Annotated in this window: 17 protein-coding genes and 1 pseudogene; 12 read left to right on the top strand and 6 right to left on the bottom strand. The window is 33.2% G+C overall.

Annotation, left to right across the window (positions count from 1 at the left end; genetic code table 11):
• Positions 1-339: 339 nt before the first annotated feature.
• From VGE71_RS04595 to VGE71_RS04580, 4 genes are all read right to left on the bottom strand, one after another.
• Positions 340-2,238, bottom strand: coding sequence for an amidophosphoribosyltransferase (locus tag VGE71_RS04595; RefSeq protein ID WP_331137240.1), 1,899 nt, complete (start codon positions 2,236-2,238; stop codon positions 340-342).
• A gap of 82 nt (positions 2,239-2,320) precedes the next feature.
• The gene (locus VGE71_RS04590) at positions 2,321-3,244 is read right to left on the bottom strand and encodes a PfkB family carbohydrate kinase (protein WP_173965402.1); all 924 of its coding nucleotides are present in this window, start codon (positions 3,242-3,244) and stop codon (positions 2,321-2,323) included.
• A gap of 207 nt (positions 3,245-3,451) precedes the next feature.
• Positions 3,452-3,856, bottom strand: coding sequence for a hypothetical protein (locus VGE71_RS04585; protein WP_331137239.1), 405 nt, complete (start codon positions 3,854-3,856; stop codon positions 3,452-3,454).
• Positions 3,840-4,427 carry an RNA polymerase sigma factor gene (locus VGE71_RS04580; protein WP_331137238.1) on the bottom strand — a complete coding sequence of 196 codons (588 nt, stop codon included), beginning with the start codon at positions 4,425-4,427 and terminating at the stop codon, positions 3,840-3,842. The genes VGE71_RS04585 and VGE71_RS04580 overlap by 17 nt, the downstream gene beginning before the upstream one ends.
• 347 nt (positions 4,428-4,774) lie before the next feature.
• Between VGE71_RS04580 and VGE71_RS04575 the strand changes: the two genes are divergently transcribed.
• Positions 4,775-5,122 carry a DUF6249 domain-containing protein gene (locus tag VGE71_RS04575; RefSeq protein ID WP_331137237.1) on the top strand — a complete coding sequence of 116 codons (348 nt, stop codon included), beginning with the start codon at positions 4,775-4,777 and terminating at the stop codon, positions 5,120-5,122.
• A 51-nt stretch (positions 5,123-5,173) separates the two neighbouring features.
• Here the strand turns inward: VGE71_RS04575 and rnhA are convergent, their stop codons facing one another.
• Positions 5,174-5,650, bottom strand: coding sequence for a ribonuclease HI (gene rnhA, locus VGE71_RS04570; RefSeq protein ID WP_331137236.1), 477 nt, complete (start codon positions 5,648-5,650; stop codon positions 5,174-5,176).
• 101 nt (positions 5,651-5,751) lie between these two features.
• Positions 5,752-6,315 (bottom strand): phosphoribosylglycinamide formyltransferase, encoded by a 564-nt coding sequence (gene purN, locus VGE71_RS04565; protein ID WP_331137235.1) that lies wholly within the window; start codon positions 6,313-6,315, stop codon positions 5,752-5,754.
• Between the two features lie 175 nt (positions 6,316-6,490).
• Between purN and VGE71_RS04560 the strand changes: the two genes are divergently transcribed.
• From VGE71_RS04560 to VGE71_RS04510, 11 genes and pseudogenes are all read left to right on the top strand, one after another.
• Positions 6,491-6,727 (top strand): acyl carrier protein, encoded by a 237-nt coding sequence (locus VGE71_RS04560; protein ID WP_007137004.1) that lies wholly within the window; start codon positions 6,491-6,493, stop codon positions 6,725-6,727.
• A gap of 235 nt (positions 6,728-6,962) precedes the next feature.
• Entirely contained in the window at positions 6,963-8,216 is a 1,254-nt protein-coding gene (gene fabF, locus VGE71_RS04555; RefSeq protein WP_331137234.1) for a beta-ketoacyl-ACP synthase II, read from the top strand.
• Between the two features lie 9 nt (positions 8,217-8,225).
• Positions 8,226-8,966 carry a ribonuclease III gene (gene rnc / locus VGE71_RS04550; protein ID WP_144216174.1) on the top strand — a complete coding sequence of 247 codons (741 nt, stop codon included), beginning with the start codon at positions 8,226-8,228 and terminating at the stop codon, positions 8,964-8,966.
• Positions 8,967-9,091: 125 nt separating this feature from the next.
• Positions 9,092-9,580 (top strand): IPExxxVDY family protein, encoded by a 489-nt coding sequence (locus VGE71_RS04545; RefSeq protein ID WP_331137233.1) that lies wholly within the window; start codon positions 9,092-9,094, stop codon positions 9,578-9,580.
• 5 nt (positions 9,581-9,585) lie between these two features.
• Positions 9,586-11,019 (top strand): pyruvate kinase, encoded by a 1,434-nt coding sequence (gene pyk, locus VGE71_RS04540; RefSeq protein WP_331137232.1) that lies wholly within the window; start codon positions 9,586-9,588, stop codon positions 11,017-11,019.
• A gap of 604 nt (positions 11,020-11,623) precedes the next feature.
• The gene (locus tag VGE71_RS04535) at positions 11,624-13,294 is read left to right on the top strand and encodes an arylsulfatase (protein ID WP_331137231.1); all 1,671 of its coding nucleotides are present in this window, start codon (positions 11,624-11,626) and stop codon (positions 13,292-13,294) included.
• A 60-nt stretch (positions 13,295-13,354) separates the two neighbouring features.
• The gene (locus VGE71_RS04530) at positions 13,355-14,371 is read left to right on the top strand and encodes an HAD family hydrolase (RefSeq protein WP_331137230.1); all 1,017 of its coding nucleotides are present in this window, start codon (positions 13,355-13,357) and stop codon (positions 14,369-14,371) included.
• A gap of 105 nt (positions 14,372-14,476) precedes the next feature.
• Positions 14,477-15,298, top strand: a complete 822-nt coding sequence (locus VGE71_RS04525; RefSeq protein ID WP_331137229.1) for a hypothetical protein — start codon at positions 14,477-14,479, stop codon at positions 15,296-15,298.
• Between the two features lie 56 nt (positions 15,299-15,354).
• On the top strand, positions 15,355-16,755 hold the full coding sequence (locus VGE71_RS04520) for a DUF2252 domain-containing protein (RefSeq protein ID WP_331137228.1): 1,401 nt from the start codon (positions 15,355-15,357) through the stop codon (positions 16,753-16,755).
• 365 nt (positions 16,756-17,120) lie between these two features.
• Positions 17,121-17,699, top strand: coding sequence for a DUF4136 domain-containing protein (locus VGE71_RS04515; protein WP_331137227.1), 579 nt, complete (start codon positions 17,121-17,123; stop codon positions 17,697-17,699).
• Between the two features lie 121 nt (positions 17,700-17,820).
• Positions 17,821-18,449 (top strand): annotated as a pseudogene (locus tag VGE71_RS04510) (AraC family transcriptional regulator); the annotation flags it as partial.

The following is an 18,449-nucleotide window of genomic DNA, read 5'->3' as shown; positions in this document are numbered from 1 at the left end:
CCACCTTTTTTGCCCCAAATCTACCATAAACTTAACCTACTAATGTTATGGTTTAGTAAATATAAGATAGATATTTTTTTAAAATAAAAATTTCAGGTAAAAGGTAAGTATATCCGATTAAGAGAATATAATGAATTGTTTTAGAAATGTTTGGGAGTTATATAAAATAAAAAAGGTGGAATTGCTTCCACCCTTTTTGCCCCAAATCTACCATAAACTTAACCTACTAATGTTATGGTATCTCAAAAGTATCATAGCTTTTCAATTTCACCAAAGAAATAGGATGAACGGCAAAAAAAACCGATGAAATGCACAAATTAACCTTTTATTAATACTTTTTTAATAAGCTCTGGCGTCTTTTCCTTCGTAAAAATTCATAAATGCACGATTTACAACTCGATTTCCACCAGGAGTTGGGTAGTCACCAGTGAAGTACCAGTCGCCTAAATTTTTAGGACAAGCTTTATGAAGGTCTTCTACTGTTTGGAAAATGATTTTCACTTCAGCGTTGATTTCTGGAGAGCTTAACATTTCTGCTATTTTATCTGAGATTTCCTGATCTGTAAATTGATCATAAATTTCTGTTACATAATTTATAACATCACGATCTTGGAAATTTTCTTGTGCTTTACATTTGGTATAAACTTCATCTACAATATGATATAAGTTTCTTTCTTTTAGTAACTCAAGTGCAGCTCTAAAAGCAACTAAACCTTCTAGTTTTGCCATATCGATTCCGTAACAATCTGGATAACGAATTTGTGGAGCAGATGAAACAATTACGATACGTTTTGGTTTTAAACGATCCATCATCTTAATGATGCTCATTTTTAGTGTAGTACCACGAACAATACTATCGTCAATAATTACTAAGTTGTCTTCTGGTTTAATTACACCATAAGTAACATCGTAAACGTGAGCCACTAAATCGTCACGGCTGCTGTCTTCGGTAATAAAGGTTCTAAGTTTAGCATCTTTAATTGCCACTTTCTCTGTACGTATTTTTACAGCTAAAAGTTCCTGAAGCGTATCTGCAGTTAGTGTATTTCTATTTTCTAAGATATAATTGTTTTTTCTCTGATTTAAGAAATCCTGAGCAGCTTCGACTAAACCATAAAATGAAGTTTCGGCTGTATTCGGGATATAAGAGAAAACAGTGTTGTCTGTATCACTGTCAATTGCTTTAAGAACAGCTGGTAAAATTAATTTACCTAAATCCTTACGCTCTTGATAGATTTCAGCATCACTTCCTCTTGAGAAATAAATTCTTTCAAAAGAACAAGCTTTTTTAACCGTTGGCTCCAAGATTTGATTCATAGAAACTTTACCGTTTTTCTTGATAATCAAAGCATTTCCTGGATCAATTTCTTGAACACTGTCAAAAGGAACATTAAATACCGTTTGAATAACAGGTCTTTCAGAAGCAACAACCACTACTTCGTCATCTTGATAAAAGTAAGCTGGACGAATTCCTGCTGGATCTCTAAAAACAAAAGCATCTCCGTGACCTAATAAACCAGCCATTGCATAACCACCATCTAAATTTTTAGCAGAACGAGCTAAGATTTTGGCAATATCTAAACGCTCTGCAATTACCGGCGAAGCATCTCTTTTTGAATACCCTTCAGCTTTACAGTCTTGGTACAATTGCATTACTTCTTTATCTAAGAAGTGACCAATTTTTTCCATTACTGTCACAGTATCAGCCATTTCTTTTGGATGTTGACCCAATTCAACAAGATTTTCGAAAAGTTCTTTAACATTCGTCATGTTAAAGTTTCCTGCCAAAATCAAGTTACGGTGCATCCAGTTGCTTTGACGTAAAAATGGGTGAACACTTTCGATGCTGTTTTTTCCAAAAGTTCCGTAACGAACGTGACCTAAAAATAATTCTCCAACATAAGGGATATTTGCTTTTAGTTCTTTCATATCGTCTCCAAGTTCAGGATGCGCTTTTAGCTCTTCGCTAACACGCTCATTGATTTGTTTAAAAACATCTTGGATGGGTTGTGAATGATTTGAACGAACTCTGCTGATGTAACGTTGTCCAGGTTCAACATCCAATTTAATGCTTGCAAAACCAGCTCCGTCTTGTCCTCGGTTGTGCTGTTTTTCCATCATTAAATACATTTTCTGAATTCCGTAGAACGCAGTTCCGTATTTTTCTTTATAATATTCAAGCGGTTTTAGTAGTCTAACTAAGGCTATCCCACATTCGTGTTTTAAAGCGTCGCTCATTGTTTTTTGTATTTTGTGTGTTGTTGTAAGTTGTGTGTATTAACGTAATAAAAAAGCCCCGTTTTATCGAGGCTCTTAGGCATTATATTTCTATGTCAAACTGAGTTAACGACTTAAATTGCTGTAATCGAATCGCCACCTCGGCCTTGCTTAATGTTTCCATTCGTTCAGTTCCAAATTTCTCTACACAGAAGGAAGCTAAATTTGAACCGTAAATAATTGCGTTTTTCATGTTGCCAAACGAAATGTTTTCGCTTTGCGCAATAAATCCAGAAAAACCACCTGCGAAAGTGTCTCCTGCTCCAGTTGGATCAAAAACATCTTCTAATGGTAAAGCTGGTGCAAAGAATACTTCTCTATTGTGGAATAAAAGTGCTCCGTGTTCTCCTTTTTTGATCACCACATATTTTGGTCCCAATTCCTGGATTTTAGCAGCAGCTTTTACTAATGAATATTCACCAGAAAGTTGTCTTGCTTCTTCGTCATTGATTGTAATAACATCTACACGTTTAATAACGTCTAATAATTCTGGAAGAGCGCAGTCCATCCAAAAGTTCATAGTGTCTAAAACTACTAATTTTGGTTTTTTCTCTAATTGATCTAAAACACTGCTTTGTACTAGTGGATGTAAGTTTCCTAACATTACCACATCAGCATCTTTATAGTTTTGAGGAACTTTTGGCTGAAAATCAGCTAAAACGTTCAATTCAGTAACAAGAGTATCTCTAGAATTTAAATCGTTGTGGTATAAACCGCTCCAGAAAAAGGTTTTTCCTCCTTTTACAATTTCGATACCAGAAATATCGATATTTTTTGAAGTCAATAAATCTAAATGTTCTTGAGGAAAATCGTCGCCAACTACAGAAACAATGGCCGATTGCAAGTTAAAAAATGACGCTGATAATCCGATGTAGGTTGCAGCACCACCTAAAATTTTATCTGTTTTTCCGAAAGGAGTTTCAATCGCGTCGAAAGCAACTGTTCCAACAATCAATAGTTTATTCATTTTATGAATTTCGAATTAGGGTGCAAAGATACTTCATAAGTTACAATCTTGCAACGGTTTAGGTTCTCAAATTTTTCTTAAAAAAACAACAACGATTTCGAAGTAAAACTATTGTAAATGAATTGGTTAAAATTGATTTTTTGTAAGGTTTAAAATATGTTTTTCAGATTTAAAGTGCAAATTTTTTGAAAAAAAATTGCGATTATTTTACAGTTCGTATTTCTTGTCAAAATAATTCTTCAAAATGCCAACTTGTATCAAAATCATAATTGGCAAAATCAAAATCGCATAGAAGATATTTTTAGAAAAATGAATTCCAGAAAATGAATTCGAAATTTTATCAGAATACAATTTCCCGATTTGTTCGATTTCAAGATTATTTTCTGAAACTGAAAAAAGTGACATATAAATTACCAACAAAGCCAAAGCGATTCCAATCGAAATCCAGACTGGTTTAGAAATTAATGGTTTGTACGCCTTTAATTTTTTCTCTTCTAAAACCTGAACATTAGCCATAATTTTTGAAGTGAAATCTATTGATGGTGACTGCAGTTTTTCTTCAGCCATCATTTTTTCAATAAGTTGTTCTATATTTTTATCGCTCTCTTTCATAACATTCTATTATTTCTGATTCTAACTGCTGTCTCAAAATTACAGCTAATTTTTGTCGGCTCCTAAATAATTTTACTTTAGCATTATTGGCCGAAATATTCATGATTTTTCCAATTTCTTCTAAATTCTGATCATCAAAATAAAATAGGGTTAAAAGGAAATTTTCATCGCTGGGTAATAAATTTAAACATCTCTGAATGGTTTGTTTTCGCTCATTTTCTTCTAAAGCGCTCAATGCATTGTCCATCGTTTTGATTAAATGCGATGAAAATTCATCAATCGAAATATTTAAATCTTCTTTTTTGCTTTTCTTTAATCTGTCTAGACACGTATTATAGGTGATTTTATAAATCCAAGTTGAAAATTTAGATTCTCCTTTAAATTTATGCAACGAATTATAAATCTTTATAAATGAGTCTTGAGCAACTTCTTCAGCTTCTTCTCGGTTTTTAACCATTTTTAGAGCCAAAGTAAAGATCATATCTTTATAACGATCCACAAGAACGGCAAACGCATTTGTCTCGCCCTGCAGAATTTTATCGATATAATGTTGATCATTTAGTGTACTCATATTATATAGGACGATAAGATGTTTGTTTAGGTTACAGAAATTTGAATAATAAAATCAAAAATAAAATTCCATATACCAATACTTGAAGAAATTCCAATATTAAAAATTCCAAATTCCAATCTTTATATAATAAAGTATAGAACTTGAACTTTGTCAAAGTTTAAAACTTTGACAAAGTTGCTGCTGAGAAAAATTTTAAAGTCAAAATTAATTGATTATCAGTTCGTTTTGGAATTTGGGATTTAAAAATTGGAATTTATTTTTAAATTTTTAAAAATTCTTGTAACCTCAATTTAAAAACCGTCGTCATATGGAATATATCAAATCAATTAAAAACGTAAAATATCATGGATGATAAAATTTTAATTCCAATTAGCTTTTTCTTAATGATCTTCGGGATTGTTTATTTAATTTATTCAACACGAAACAGAGAGCGTCTGGCGCTTATTGAGAAAGGAGTAGATGCAAGTATTTTTATTCAGGGAAAATCAAATAAAGTTCCGGCATGGAAAATCTTTGTAGTCAATCTGGCTTTCTTATTGATAGGTTGTGGTGTTGGAATTTTTCTAGCGTTATTAATTACAACTTATACCTCTCTTAATGATGATGCGGTTTATCCTTCAATTATTTTCATAATGGCAGGAATTGGACTTTTAACAGGTTTTAAAACGGCAAAAGATTTGGACAAAGAATAAGTAAAATATAAGCTGGTACAAAAAACGCATCAATTATTTGATGCGTTTTTTTTATTCTTTAGAACCGATAGTTTCGTAATAAACATCAACCGATAGTTTCGGCTGCATTGACGCCATAACGGCCAATTGATCACAGCGTTCGTTTTGTGGATGATTATTGTGACCTTTTATCCATTTAAAATTAACTTGGTGTTTTCGATAAGCAATTAAAAAACGCTTCCATAAATCCGGATTTTTTTTATCCTTGTATCCTTTTTTCTCCCAGCCGAAAACCCATTTTTTTTCGACAGAATCAACGACATATTTAGAATCGGAAACGACAAGCACTTTCATGTTTGGATTTTTGAGTTTTTCCAGACCAACAATTACCGCCAAAAGTTCCATTCTATTATTAGTAGTGAGACGAAAACCTTCGTAGAATTCTTTTTTGTATGGAGTGCCAACCAATTCCATTACCACGCCGTAACCGCCATTTCCTGGATTTCCTTTCGCAGCACCGTCTGTATATATATGTACTTCGTGAGTCATTCTTTGTTTTTCTTTACCATATAGTCATATAAGATCATTTAATTTGTTCTACGTCATGCACTAAAATGAACTTATATGACATATATGGTTTAAATTTTTTTCTAAGCTTCTAATAATCTGTGAATGATTTCTGGAAAATGTTTTTGCTCCAATTCGTGTATCTTTTCAGCCACTGTTTCTGGAGTATCTTCCTCTGTTAGCGCCACATTTGCTTGAAAAATAATTCCGCCTTCATCATAATGTTCGTTTACATAATGAATAGAGATTCCGGTTTCCTTTTCCTTATTATTTACAATAGCTCTGTGTATGTGCATTCCGTACATTCCTTTACCTCCATAGTTAGGTAAAAGTGCTGGGTGAATATTAATTATTTTGTTTGGATATTGTTCAATTATGTTTTCAGGGAATTTTAATAAGAAGCCGGCAAGAACAATCATATCCGGGTCGATTTCTTGTATTTTTTGTAATACATTTCGTTCTAAAAGTTCGTTTTTTGAGAAGATTTCGACCGGAATTTGATGATTTTTTGCTCTGTCAATAACTTTTGCAGAAGCGTTATTTGTAAAAACCGAAACGACCTTTGCAATTTCTGTGTTCGAAAAATATTTTATAATGTTTTCTGCGTTAGTTCCTGATCCTGAGGCAAAAACGATAATTTTTTTCATGATATAATTTATTTTTAGAATGCAAAAAACGGAATAAAAAACGAAAATAAATAGCTTTCAAACGGCTTTCTTGAAATTAATTTTATAAATTAGTGTCACATTTATAAACTAAATAGTTGTTTTAAAATAAAGTTTTTTATTTTTGCCAACAAATTAAATTCTAAAATTAAAGATTATGTCAGACATTGCATCAAGAGTAAAAGCGATTATCGTAGACAAATTAGGTGTTGACGAAAACGAAGTTGTAACAGAAGCAAGCTTCACTAATGATTTAGGAGCTGACTCATTAGACACTGTTGAGCTTATTATGGAATTCGAAAAAGAATTTGATATTCAAATTCCAGACGATCAAGCAGAAAACATTGCTACTGTTGGTCAAGCTATTTCTTATATCGAAGAAGCTAAAAAATAATAATACCACACCCGATTTCTAAAAGTCCCAATTTTTGAAATTCCAAATTCCAGTTGGAATTTGCTTTTTGATTTTTGCAATTTTTAAGAGTCGGGTGTTATTATTTTTTTAAATTTTAAAATTAGATTGGTTTTCAATCAAAAAGATATATTTTATTGTAATTCCCATGGCTCTTAAGTAACAACAAGTTAAGAAAGCGTGGGTTTTATTTGTTTAAAGTACAAAATACATATTTATGGCATTAAGGCGAGTTGTTGTAACAGGATTAGGTGCACTTACTCCTATCGGGAATAATATCCAAGAATATTGGGATGCACTTGTGAATGGAGTTAGCGGAGCCGCTCCGATCACATATTATGATACCGAGAAGCACAAAACGAAATTTGCCTGCGAAGTGAAAAACTTCAATATTGAAGATTACATGGATCGCAAGGAGTCTCGTAGATTAGATAAATTTGCACAATATGCAATTGCTGCCAGTGATGAAGCTATTAAAGATGCTGGAATTACAAATGATAATGTAAACAAACAAAGAGTTGGTGTTATCTGGGGAGCAGGAATTGGAGGTTTAGAAACTTTCCAAGAAGAAGTATTGTATTATGCAAAAGGAGATGGAACTCCAAAGTTCAATCCTTTCTTTATCCCTAAAATGATTGCCGATATCGCTCCTGCGCATATTTCTATGCGTAACGGTTATATGGGACCAAATTATACTACGGTTTCTGCGTGTGCATCTTCTGCAAATGCATTAATTGATGCTTTCAACTACATCCGTTTAGGTATGTGCGATGTTATTGTTTCTGGAGGTTCTGAAGCAGCAGTCACAATTGCTGGTATGGGAGGTTTTAGTTCAATGCACGCTTTATCTACAAGAAACGAAAGTCCAGAAACAGCTTCAAGACCTTTTGATGCAACCAGAGATGGTTTCGTTTTAGGAGAAGGAGCAGGAGCTTTGGTTCTTGAAGATTACGAACATGCTAAAGCCAGAGGAGCAAAAATCTATTGCGAAATTGGTGGTGGCGGAATGTCATCTGATGCTTACCACTTAACTGCGCCACATCCAGAAGGAATTGGGGTTATTGCAGTAATGGAAAACACATTAAGAGATGCTGGAATGACGCCTGATCAGGTTGATCATATTAATACTCACGGAACTTCTACTCCATTAGGAGACGTTGCTGAGTTAAAAGCAATTAGTGCTGTTTTTGGTGATCATGCTAAAAACATCAACATCAATTCAACAAAATCGATGACAGGACATTTACTTGGTGCTGCAGGAGCTATTGAAGCAATTGCTTCTATCTTGGCAATGCAACACGGAATTGTTCCTCCAACGATTAACCATACAGTTGTAGACGAAAAAATTGATCCATCTTTGAATCTTACTTTAAACAAACCTCAAAAAAGAGAGGTAAATGTTGCTATGAGTAATACATTTGGTTTTGGTGGACACAATGCTTGCGTATTGTTTAAAAAATTAGTTGACTAATTTCTGTATATGAATATTATCAAAAAAATATTTTCTAAATCCCGTTCTCTAGAAGACGGGATTTTTTTTGACACTATTCAGAAAATTCTTGGTTTTCCGCCTACAGATATTGATTTTTATAGAAGAGCTTTTACACATCGTTCTTCTAATAAACTAGATCAAAATGGCCATCCTATAAATTATGAACGTTTAGAATTTTTAGGAGATGCTATGTTAAGTGCTGTTATTGCTGCACATTTATTTAATAAAGCTCCAAATGGCGATGAAGGTTATTTGACCAAAATGCGTTCAAAAATTGTGAGTCGGGAACATTTGAACGAATTAGGTAAAGATTTAAATCTGGTACAGTTTGTAGAGAGCAAAGTGCCAATTCAGCATTTTGGAGAAAATATTCATGGTAATATTTTCGAATCTTTAATTGGTGCAATTTATCTGGATAAAGGTTATTCTTTCTGCGAACGATTTATTCAAAAAAGAGTAGTTACGCCTTATGTTGATATTGCACGACTAGAAGGAAAAGTAATCAGTTATAAAAGTTTGGTTATCGAATGGTGTCAGAAAGAAAAAAGAGTTTTTCATTATGATATTTTTGAAGATAATGGTATAGACGGACAACGATTATTTGGTGTCAAATTGAGTATTGATGATAAAGTTGTAGCAAGAGCGCGAGCAACTTCAAAAAAGAAAGCAGAAGAAAAAGCATCGCAGAGAGCTTATTTTGCATTTCAAGAAAAAATTGACAAGAAATAGTTACAAAAATGTTGTAACTATCACAAGGCTACATCGTTTTCGTTTATAATTTAACAAAACAAGAACGTCATAACTGTTGATGCTCCGTTTAGAAATAGTATATTTACAACTTGATTTTTCAAGACATGGCTATTCATAAATTGGATTTAGACGAATTTGACGAAATTGATTATTATTTAATGGCAATTCATACTTCATTAGAAGATTATAGATTAGCCTATTTTATTAATAAAAACCTTCCGATAAACTTAAGTAAGAGCAAAAACGAGATCCATGCTCAAACGAAGGAAGGAGAAGCAAATTTTTCGAGATTCTATTATTATGATGAAGAAAAAGCTGTTTCCTGGAATTTAATTCAGAATAAAAATGAAATCATTTCTGTGAGTACAAATGATTTTCAGAATTTGTTTTCTAATGAAACAAGTGAGGTTTCGACGACAATTCATTTACTTCCTGAATTCAAAAAAGTCGATTTTTTCCTGAAAATTGATAATAGCGAAGAGGCGCTTAATTTTTCAGAAATTCAACAAAAATTAAAAACAATCGAAAGTATTGCAGCAATTTATGCTGTCGATACGGACAATATAAAATCAAAAAACAATCTAATTTTTTAAAAAAAATGCTAACAAACAAGAAAACCAAAATTGTTGCTACACTTGGCCCCGCTTGTAGTACAAGAGAGATCATTAAAGATATGATCGAAGCAGGTGTTAATGTGTTTAGAATCAATTTTTCGCATGCAGATTACGAAGGAGTAAAAGAAAAAATCGATATTATTAGAGGCTTAAACGAAGAGTTTGGTTATACAACAGCAATTCTTGGAGATTTGCAAGGACCAAAACTTAGAGTTGGAGTAATGGAAGAAGGTACTGTTGTACATGATGGTGATGAAATCACTTTTACAACAGCAGAAGATATTATCGGAACATCAAAAAGAGTGTTCATGAAATATCAGAATTTCCCAAATGATGTGAACCCAGGAGAGCGTATTTTGCTTGATGATGGTAAACTTATTTTTGAAATTGTTTCTACAGATAAAAAAACAGAAGTTGTTGCAAGAGTTATTCAAGGTGGAGAATTAAAATCTAAAAAAGGAGTTAATCTTCCAAACACTAAAATCTCTTTGCCAGCTTTAACAGAAAAAGATATTGCTGATGCAATTTTCGCAATTGAGCAAAAAGTAGACTGGATCGCACTTTCATTCGTGAAAACGCCACGCGATTTACAAGATTTACAAGAATTGATTGCTAAGCATTCAGAAGTTAAAATTCCAATCGTTGCTAAAATTGAAATGCCAGAAGCTCTTGAGAACATGGATAAAATTGTAGCATATTGCGATGGTTTAATGGTTGCTCGTGGAGATCTTGGTGTTGAGCTTCCAGCTCACGAAGTACCATTGGTTCAAAAAGATTTGATCAGAAGAGCTAAAACAGCTAGAATTCCTGTTATCGTTGCTACACAAATGATGGAAACAATGATTACAAGTTTGACTCCAACAAGAGCAGAGGTAAATGACGTTGCTAACTCAGTAATGGATGGTGCAGATGCTGTAATGTTGTCTGGAGAAACTGCAACAGGAAACTATCCTGTACAAGTAATTCAAAGAATGGCTCAAATTTGTGAGGCTGTTGAAGATTCACCACTTATTCAGGTTCCACAAAATACACCACAGATTAAAACAAACCGTTTTGTTACTAAAACTGTTTGTCACCAAGCTGCTTTATTAGCTAACGAAATCGAAGCTAAAGCAATTTGTACTTTAACAAACAGTGGTTATACGGCTTTCCAAATTTCAGCTTGGAGACCATCTTCAGCTCATATTTTGGTATTTACATCAAACAGAAGAATCTTAACACAATTAAATTTATTATGGGGAGTTAAATCTTTCTACTATGATAATGATGAAAGTACAGATGATACTGTAACAGATGTGAATCAGATTGCAGTTGAGAAAGGATACGCACAAAAAGGAGATTATTTAATCAATCTTGCTGCAATGCCAATTAAAGAAAAAGGAATGGTTAACACGATGAGAGTTTCTCAAATCGACTAACATTTTTTAATAAATTGAAAGAAAGCCACTTAATTTTTTAAGTGGCTTTTTTTATTTTCATACTGTTTTGCAAATTCAATTTTATCTTCAAAAATTAGGTATTCTAGTCTTTTTATGTGTTTTTTTAAGTTAATATCCTGCAAATAGGGTTGTTATTTATATCCAAATAATGAAAATCATGTTTCATTTTACTATATTTTTCTGAAATAACTGTTCAAAAAATATATTATTTCTGTTTTCACTTCTATTTTTAATGACAGCTCCAAAAAACACAATTACTTAATTTTCTTACATTTTAGCTTGTTTCATTTTATAAAATGGAACACTATGTTGCAAATTCTCAAATTTTGTTGTTTCATTTTATAAAATGAAACAAGCTCATACCGAATAAACACAATTGTTGCCTCTTTTATTACTTAATTTTGAGAAGCTTAAGAAAAAGTTAAAAATGTTTTGTTTCAGATTTTAAAATAAAAAGAATTTGAAACACATCAAAAAAGAAGACTCCAAATCAATCTCTTTTTTTAAGCTTCCATTTTCCCATTTGTTTTTTGGATTTAATACAACTCATACATAACAAGAATCATTAACGAATTTTTTTATCATGAAACAAATCAAACTAAAATGCGGATTTACAAATACCTTGACGGTATTAGTCTTATTATTTTTTTCTGGGGTTTCTGTTACAGCGCAAAAAAAGCCAAACATTCTGGTGCTTTGGGGCGATGATATTGGAATTACTAATATTAGTGCTTACAGTGACGGACTTATGGGATATACGACACCCAATATTGATCGTTTAGCCAATGAAGGAATGCGTTTCCTGCATTATTATGGAGAGCAAAGTTGTACTGCCGGACGTGCAGCGTTTTTAACAGGTCAGCATGGTATTCGTACTGGACTTACAAAAGTAGGTTTTCCGGGAGCTCCAATGGGAATGAGCCAATTAGATCCTTCTATTGGAGGAATCATGAAAAGTTTGGGTTATGCAACAGGACAATTTGGTAAAAACCACGTTGGCGACCGTAATGAAAGTTTGCCGACAGTAAATGGTTTTGATGAATTTTATGGAAACCTTTATCATTTAAATGCTGAAGAAGAACCAGAATTGCCAGATTATCCAAAAGATCCTGAATATTTGAAAAAATTTGGTCCAAGAGGAGTTTTAAAATGTACAGCTACAAATGTTGATGACGCAACAACAGATCCTCGTTTTGGAAGAGTCGGTAAACAAAAAATTGAAGATACAGGAGCACTTACTAAAAAAAGAATGGAAACAGTAGATGATGAGACTTCGGCAGCTGCAATTGATTTTATCAAGAGACAAAACGCTGCAGGAAAACCATTTTTTTGCTGGTTCAATGCTACTCGTATGCACCTTCGTACACATGTAAGAGCAGAACATAGAGGAAGATATACTCATGGAGACAGTGAATATATTGACGGTATGATCGAACATGATGAAACTATTGGAAGTATTTTAAAAACACTTGACGATTTAGGAATTGCAGACAATACCATTGTGGTTTATTCTACAGATAATGGTCCTCACATGAATACTTGGCCTGATGGGGCAATGACTTCATTCCGTTCTGAGAAAAATACAAACTGGGAAGGAGCTTTCCGTGTGCCTTGTATTGTAAGATGGCCTGGACATATTAAACCAGGCACTATAACGACAGAACTAATGAGTCATAATGACTGGATTCCAACTTTTGCTTCAATAGCGGGAGAAAAAGATATTATAAATAAACTTTTAAAAGGTTATAATGCAAATGGCAAAACCTACAAAGTACATTTAGATGGTTTTGATCAAACTAAACTGCTTGAAGGTGGAAAAAGTGTAAGGGATAAATTCTTTTATTCTGATGATGACGGATTATTGGTTGGTCTGCGCCAAGGTGATTATAAATATGTTTTTGCAGAACAACGTTTAGCAGGAACTATGGGGGTTTGGGCAGAACCTTTTACAGAACTTCGTATGCAAAAGGTGTTTAATCTTTTTCAGGATCCATATGAGCGAGCTGATTTTACTTCAAATACGTATTGGGATTGGTTAATTAACCATGTAGGAGCAATTTATGGAGCAATGAATGATGTATTTGTCTTTGCAGAAACATTCAAAGCGTATCCGCCACGTTCATTCCCACCAAGTTTTAATCCTACCACGATACTTAATCAAACGTTACAAGGTATTAAAACACAGCAATATGTGGAGAAAAATATTTTACCTAAAGTAGAAGAGGAAGTGGCAGCTTCAAAAAAGAAAAAATAAATAATCCGTAAAGAGATTCAGATTGAAGAGTCTGAATCTCTTTCTAAAAATGAAAATATCATGAGTAAAAGAATACTTTTTTTACCGTTTGTAGTTTTGTTTTTTCTTTCTTGTAAAAAATCTGAAACATCGACAACTCCGACAACAGATACTAAACAAACAGAAACAAATATAAGCGGTGATCCGCTACCAAGCTGGAATGATGGAGCTTTAAAAAGTGACATTATTGCTTACGTAGAAAAAGTAACCAAAAAAGGAAGTCAAGACTTTATTCCCGAAGAATACAGGATTGCAACTTTTGATAACGATGGAACTTTATGGGCTGAAAAACCATTAGTTCAGGAATTATTTGCTTTTTATCGCGTAAAAAAAATGGTAGAAGCAAATCCTGCATTAGCTCAAAAACAGCCATTTAAAGCGGTATTAGAAAAGGACAAAAGCTATTTTGAAAAAGGTGGCGAGAAAGCCCTTATAGAACTTGTCGCAGCAACTCATACAGGAATGTCTGAAGATGAGTTTGAAACTTCTGTAAATGACTTTTTTAAAGAGGCTAAATATCCAGGTAAAAATGTTGCTGTAAAACAAATTCGTTATCAACCACAATTAGAACTGCTAAATTATCTCCGTGCCAACGGATTTAAAACTTATATCGTTACAGGTGGAACTATAGAAGTGGTGAGAGGAATAGCTCAGGATTTTTACGGAATTCCAAAAAATCAGGTAGTTGGTACTTCTTTCAAATACAAATATGATCCAGAAAAAAATGTAGTACTAAGAGAACCTGCTTTAGATTTATTTAATGATAAAGAAGGAAAACCGGTCAGTATTCAATTACACATTGGACAGCGTCCTGTTTTTGCCTGCGGAAACGAAGGTGGCGCTGGAGATATTGCCATGCTTAAATATTCTCAGGGAAATAAATATCCTTCCTTTCAATTGTTGGTAAATCATAACGATTCGATTAGAGAATTTAGTTATCAGGAAAAAGATAATGCTTCACTCAATGCTGCAGCAAAAAACAAATGGCATGTTATTGACATGAAGAAAGACTGGAAAAAAGTTTTTTCAGACAATTAATTAGGTTGGGTTAGTTAGTTAAAATTAAAGTGAAACAACTTTATTGGTTGGTTGTTTCATTTTGATTTTGCGAGGTGCATTTATAAAATCAAAAATGAGAAACCTATGAAACTATATCATTTTACTAAACTACTTTTATGTATAGCGTTTTTCTTTTCAAGTTTGAGCTTTTATGCGCAGGAAGGAGGAGAAAAACCTGGAAATAGTGCACAAGAATTGGCTGATAAATTAGCAAATCCTGTAGCCAGTTTAATAAGCGTACCGTTACAGAATAATTTAAATTATGGTATTGGTCCTTATAATGGTGTTAAATATACTATTAACATACAGCCTGTTATTCCTTTTAAGTTAAGCGATAATCTCAACTTGATTACCCGTTATATTCTTCCAGTAGTTGATCAAAGAAATATTACTGGATTAAACACACACGAATTTGGTCTGAGTGATGCGACTGTAACCGCATTTTTTGCTCCTAAAAGCAGTAAACTCATTTACGGAATTGGACCTGCATTTTTAGTGCCAACTGCCACAGAAAAGTTTTTAGGAACAGAAAAATTTGGAGTTGGTCCTAGTGTTTTGGTCATGCATCAGGGAAAAGGGTTATCGGTAGGTTTTATAGCCAATCAAATTTGGTCTGTCGCTGGAGCTAATGATCGGGCAGATTTCAATAGTTTTTATACACAGATATTTTTATCTCACAGTTACAAAAGTGGAGCATCTTGGGGCGTGAATGCCGAGATTACTCAAAATTGGGAAGGAAATACAACATTAATTTCTCTAAATCCTACAATGGGTGGAATTACAAAATTCGGAGATCAAGTTGTTCAGTTTTCAGTACAGCCGCTGATTCCAATTGTGGGTCATGAATCTATAAGACCAGATTGGGGCTTAAGAGCTGTGATTGCATTTGTGTTTCCGGGTTCATAAAAGAAAAGACGATTACTTAGATAAAATCAAAAAGGGTTTCTTTTAAGAATATGATTATGACTGACAAATCTAAACATACAGATGAAATTTTTTTTGATCCGATAGCATCAAAAGCAGACCGTTATGCAAAAGGTGAATCGATCAGAAAAAAAACACCTTTGGCTTCGCATCAAGAATGGAATTCTTTTAAAAATCGAAAAGATCCTGTGGCTATTTTGATTCAGACGAGTGTTGGAAGAGTTGAAAGTCTCTTGCCGATTCGATACAGAAGAATGATGGAATCGCCTTTTTCATTTTACAGAGGAGCCGCCGCTATTATGGCAGCAGATTTGGCTCATACTCCTGTTTCTGGAATAAACCTTCAGCTTTGTGGCGATTGTCATTTAATGAATTTTGGAGGTTTTGCCACACCAGAACGTAAATTGGTCTTTGATATAAATGATTTTGATGAAACTTTTCCGGGGCCTTGGGAATGGGATGTAAAAAGATTAGCAGCGAGTTTTGTAATTGCGGGACAATGGCGAAAATTCTCTAATAAAAACTGTAAACAATTTGCATGGCATGTTGCCGACAGTTACAAACGACATATGTTGGATTACAGTAAATTATCGGCGCTTCAAATTTGGTATGCAGATATTGATTTTGCAGAGCTGATTGAATTGGGTCACGACAAAGAACTAAAAGAGTTTGATCAGAAAAGAATAAAAAAAGCATCAGAATATACCGCTCATGAAAAGGAATTTGCAAAAATGACTTATTTTGACGGAGCCAGAGCGCGTATCAAAGACGATCCTCCTTTGATATTTCATCCTAGTGGAGAGCTTGAAAAACAAATTGCCAAAGAAGGCGAAATAATCCATAAAAGATATGTGGAGTCACTTTCAGAAGACAAACAGGTTTTGTTGAGCAGGTATATGATTCATGATATAGTCATAAAAGTGGTTGGGGTAGGAAGTGTTGGAACTCTTTGTGGTATTAGTTTATTAATGTCTGCAACTGGAGAACCTATTTTTTTACAATTTAAAGAAGCGAGAAAAAGCGTGCTAGAAGAAAATGTAAAAATTAAAGGCAAATACACTCATCAGGGCGAACGTATTGTTATGGGACAAAAGCTCATGCAATCAGCATCAGATCTGTTTCTGGGCTGGACAAACGACAGCAACAATAAGTTCTTTTACATTCGACAACTTAGAGATGCGAAAATAAAACCAATTCTCGAAGTTATGAAACCTAAAAATATGGCAGATTATGCCAAAGCTTGCGGATGGGCACTTGCCAGAGCTCATGCACGTTCGGGAGACCCTTCGGTAATTTCAGGTTATATTGGAGATACGGATGAATTTGCTGATGCAATTTCTCAATTTTCCATTTTATATGCCGATCAAAACGAATCGGATTATAATAAAATGCTAGAAGCCATAAAACATGGAAAATTACCTGTAGCAGCCGAAATCTAATTCTTTCTTAATGAATAATAAAAAAAATATGAAAAGAATTTTTTTGTTTTTAATGAGATATAATACGGCTAGTATCAGTCTATTTTAAAAGACGCATAAGATTGAGATGTAGTCGTACAAGGTATATAATTTTCAAATCTTTAAGTTAATATGAAGAGATGGTAAAAAGAAGTAAGATTTTATTTATTTAATCGCATTAATTAAATAAAATAATTTATCTTTGAAAGTACTCTAAGTGCCTGTCTAGTAATTGTTTGTGTTTTAAAAATTACTATTTAACATTCTCCGCCCTCTTCATCCAAGATTTTTTAGATTTTAATAGATTCGAGTTAAACTGATTTAATTATTAATTTAAATACCACAACATGAATATTAAAAGAACAAATCTTCGTATCATCCCATTGTTGTTAGTGGGTTTAATTTACAGCTGCTCTCCAACTGTAAAAGTCACAACAGATTACGACCATTCTGCCAACTTTGGCGAATACAGAACCTTTGCGGTTTATGACTTAAAAGCGCAGCAGGGTCAGGTTAATCAATTAAATGTCGACCGTGTAACAAAAGCTATTCGAAACGAAATGCTGGCTAAAGGATTTACTGAATCAGACAATCCAGATTTAAAAGTGAATGCCGTATCAATCTTAAAAAATAAAACTTCTGTAAGTGCAAATACAGATTTTTATGGATACGGAGGAATGTATCGTCCTTATGGATATTGGGGAGGTGGCGCCATGATGGGCGGTGCCAATACAACATTCAATAGTTACGATTATGTAGACGGTTCATTGGTCATTGATATTGTATCAACAAAAACTCAAAAACTACTTTGGCAGGGAATCGGAAATGCCGAAATCGACAGTAAGCCAGATAATCCTGAGGAATTTATCAACAGTTCTATCAAAAAAATTCTGGCAGGTTTTCCTCCAGGTTTGGCTAAAAAATAATTTAGTTAATGATGAAGCTTTTGTACTTGTCTACATTTAGACAGGTACAATGCTTTGCATTGAAGCCCTTTTTCGCACTCTATTTTTAAGAATAATAATGAACTAATTTAAGCTTAAAAAAATGATCGATATACTACTTTCACTTTTCTTTTTTATTGCAACTATTGCAGGTCTTGCTACTTCGTTTATGGTTCTTTTTTCTAGAAAAAACTATTCAAAAAGTTTCTTTTTAGGAATGTTTTTATTGAGCCTTGCTGTAGTGAGTATTTATAATTTTTATCTGTCGGCCAATATATTTAAAGAATTTCCGGATTTATTTACTATTACAAAATCGTTTATTTTTTTAGCAGCGCCATGCTCTTTCTTGTATGTTAGAAATATTTTGTCACCAGACAATAAAAACAAAAAATACGACTGGATACATTTCATTCCTTTTGGAATCTATTTTGCCCTGACTCTTTTTGTATATATAGGAAGTTTTACCAATTTAAAAATTGTTGATTATATAGGTTCAATCATCAAAAATCCGTTTTCTATTTTAACCTTAACGATTTGGCTTTTTTATGTATTCTTTCAAACCATGTTGATTTTAAACTATGATTTGAAAAAATTCAAAGGAAACCAATTCCACAGAAGTAAAGTAATCAATTGGATTAGAGTTTATAACCTTATGATTCTGTTTTTATTTTCGGCACTTTTTGTATATCATTTTCTTCTGAGAAAAATAGACGTTGTAGATATATCCTGTTA

The sequence above is a fragment of the Flavobacterium sp. genome (assembly GCF_036405015.1).
Taxonomy (GTDB): Bacteria; Bacteroidota; Bacteroidia; order Flavobacteriales; family Flavobacteriaceae; genus Flavobacterium.
This window is presented reverse-complemented; position numbering and strand designations above follow the sequence as displayed.

Excerpts from the sequence above, each read along its gene's own strand:
- VGE71_RS04530 (WP_331137230.1), top strand. The coding sequence starts at position 13,355 with ATGAGTAAAAGAATACTTTTTTTACCGTTTGTAGTTTTGTTTTTTCTT.
- VGE71_RS04575 (WP_331137237.1), top strand. The coding sequence starts at position 4,775 with ATGGATGATAAAATTTTAATTCCAATTAGCTTTTTCTTAATGATCTTC.
- VGE71_RS04535 (WP_331137231.1), top strand. The coding sequence starts at position 11,624 with ATGAAACAAATCAAACTAAAATGCGGATTTACAAATACCTTGACGGTA.
- VGE71_RS04520 (WP_331137228.1), top strand. The coding sequence starts at position 15,355 with ATGACTGACAAATCTAAACATACAGATGAAATTTTTTTTGATCCGATA.
- VGE71_RS04585 (WP_331137239.1), bottom strand. The coding sequence starts at position 3,856 with ATGAAAGAGAGCGATAAAAATATAGAACAACTTATTGAAAAAATGATG.
- rnc (WP_144216174.1), top strand. The coding sequence starts at position 8,226 with ATGAATATTATCAAAAAAATATTTTCTAAATCCCGTTCTCTAGAAGAC.
- pyk (WP_331137232.1), top strand. The coding sequence starts at position 9,586 with ATGCTAACAAACAAGAAAACCAAAATTGTTGCTACACTTGGCCCCGCT.
- VGE71_RS04595 (WP_331137240.1), bottom strand. The coding sequence starts at position 2,238 with ATGAGCGACGCTTTAAAACACGAATGTGGGATAGCCTTAGTTAGACTA.
- VGE71_RS04560 (WP_007137004.1), top strand. The coding sequence starts at position 6,491 with ATGTCAGACATTGCATCAAGAGTAAAAGCGATTATCGTAGACAAATTA.
- VGE71_RS04580 (WP_331137238.1), bottom strand. The coding sequence starts at position 4,427 with ATGAGTACACTAAATGATCAACATTATATCGATAAAATTCTGCAGGGC.
- VGE71_RS04545 (WP_331137233.1), top strand. The coding sequence starts at position 9,092 with ATGGCTATTCATAAATTGGATTTAGACGAATTTGACGAAATTGATTAT.
- VGE71_RS04515 (WP_331137227.1), top strand. The coding sequence starts at position 17,121 with ATGAATATTAAAAGAACAAATCTTCGTATCATCCCATTGTTGTTAGTG.
- fabF (WP_331137234.1), top strand. The coding sequence starts at position 6,963 with ATGGCATTAAGGCGAGTTGTTGTAACAGGATTAGGTGCACTTACTCCT.
- purN (WP_331137235.1), bottom strand. The coding sequence starts at position 6,315 with ATGAAAAAAATTATCGTTTTTGCCTCAGGATCAGGAACTAACGCAGAA.
- VGE71_RS04525 (WP_331137229.1), top strand. The coding sequence starts at position 14,477 with ATGAAACTATATCATTTTACTAAACTACTTTTATGTATAGCGTTTTTC.
- rnhA (WP_331137236.1), bottom strand. The coding sequence starts at position 5,650 with ATGACTCACGAAGTACATATATATACAGACGGTGCTGCGAAAGGAAAT.
- VGE71_RS04590 (WP_173965402.1), bottom strand. The coding sequence starts at position 3,244 with ATGAATAAACTATTGATTGTTGGAACAGTTGCTTTCGACGCGATTGAA.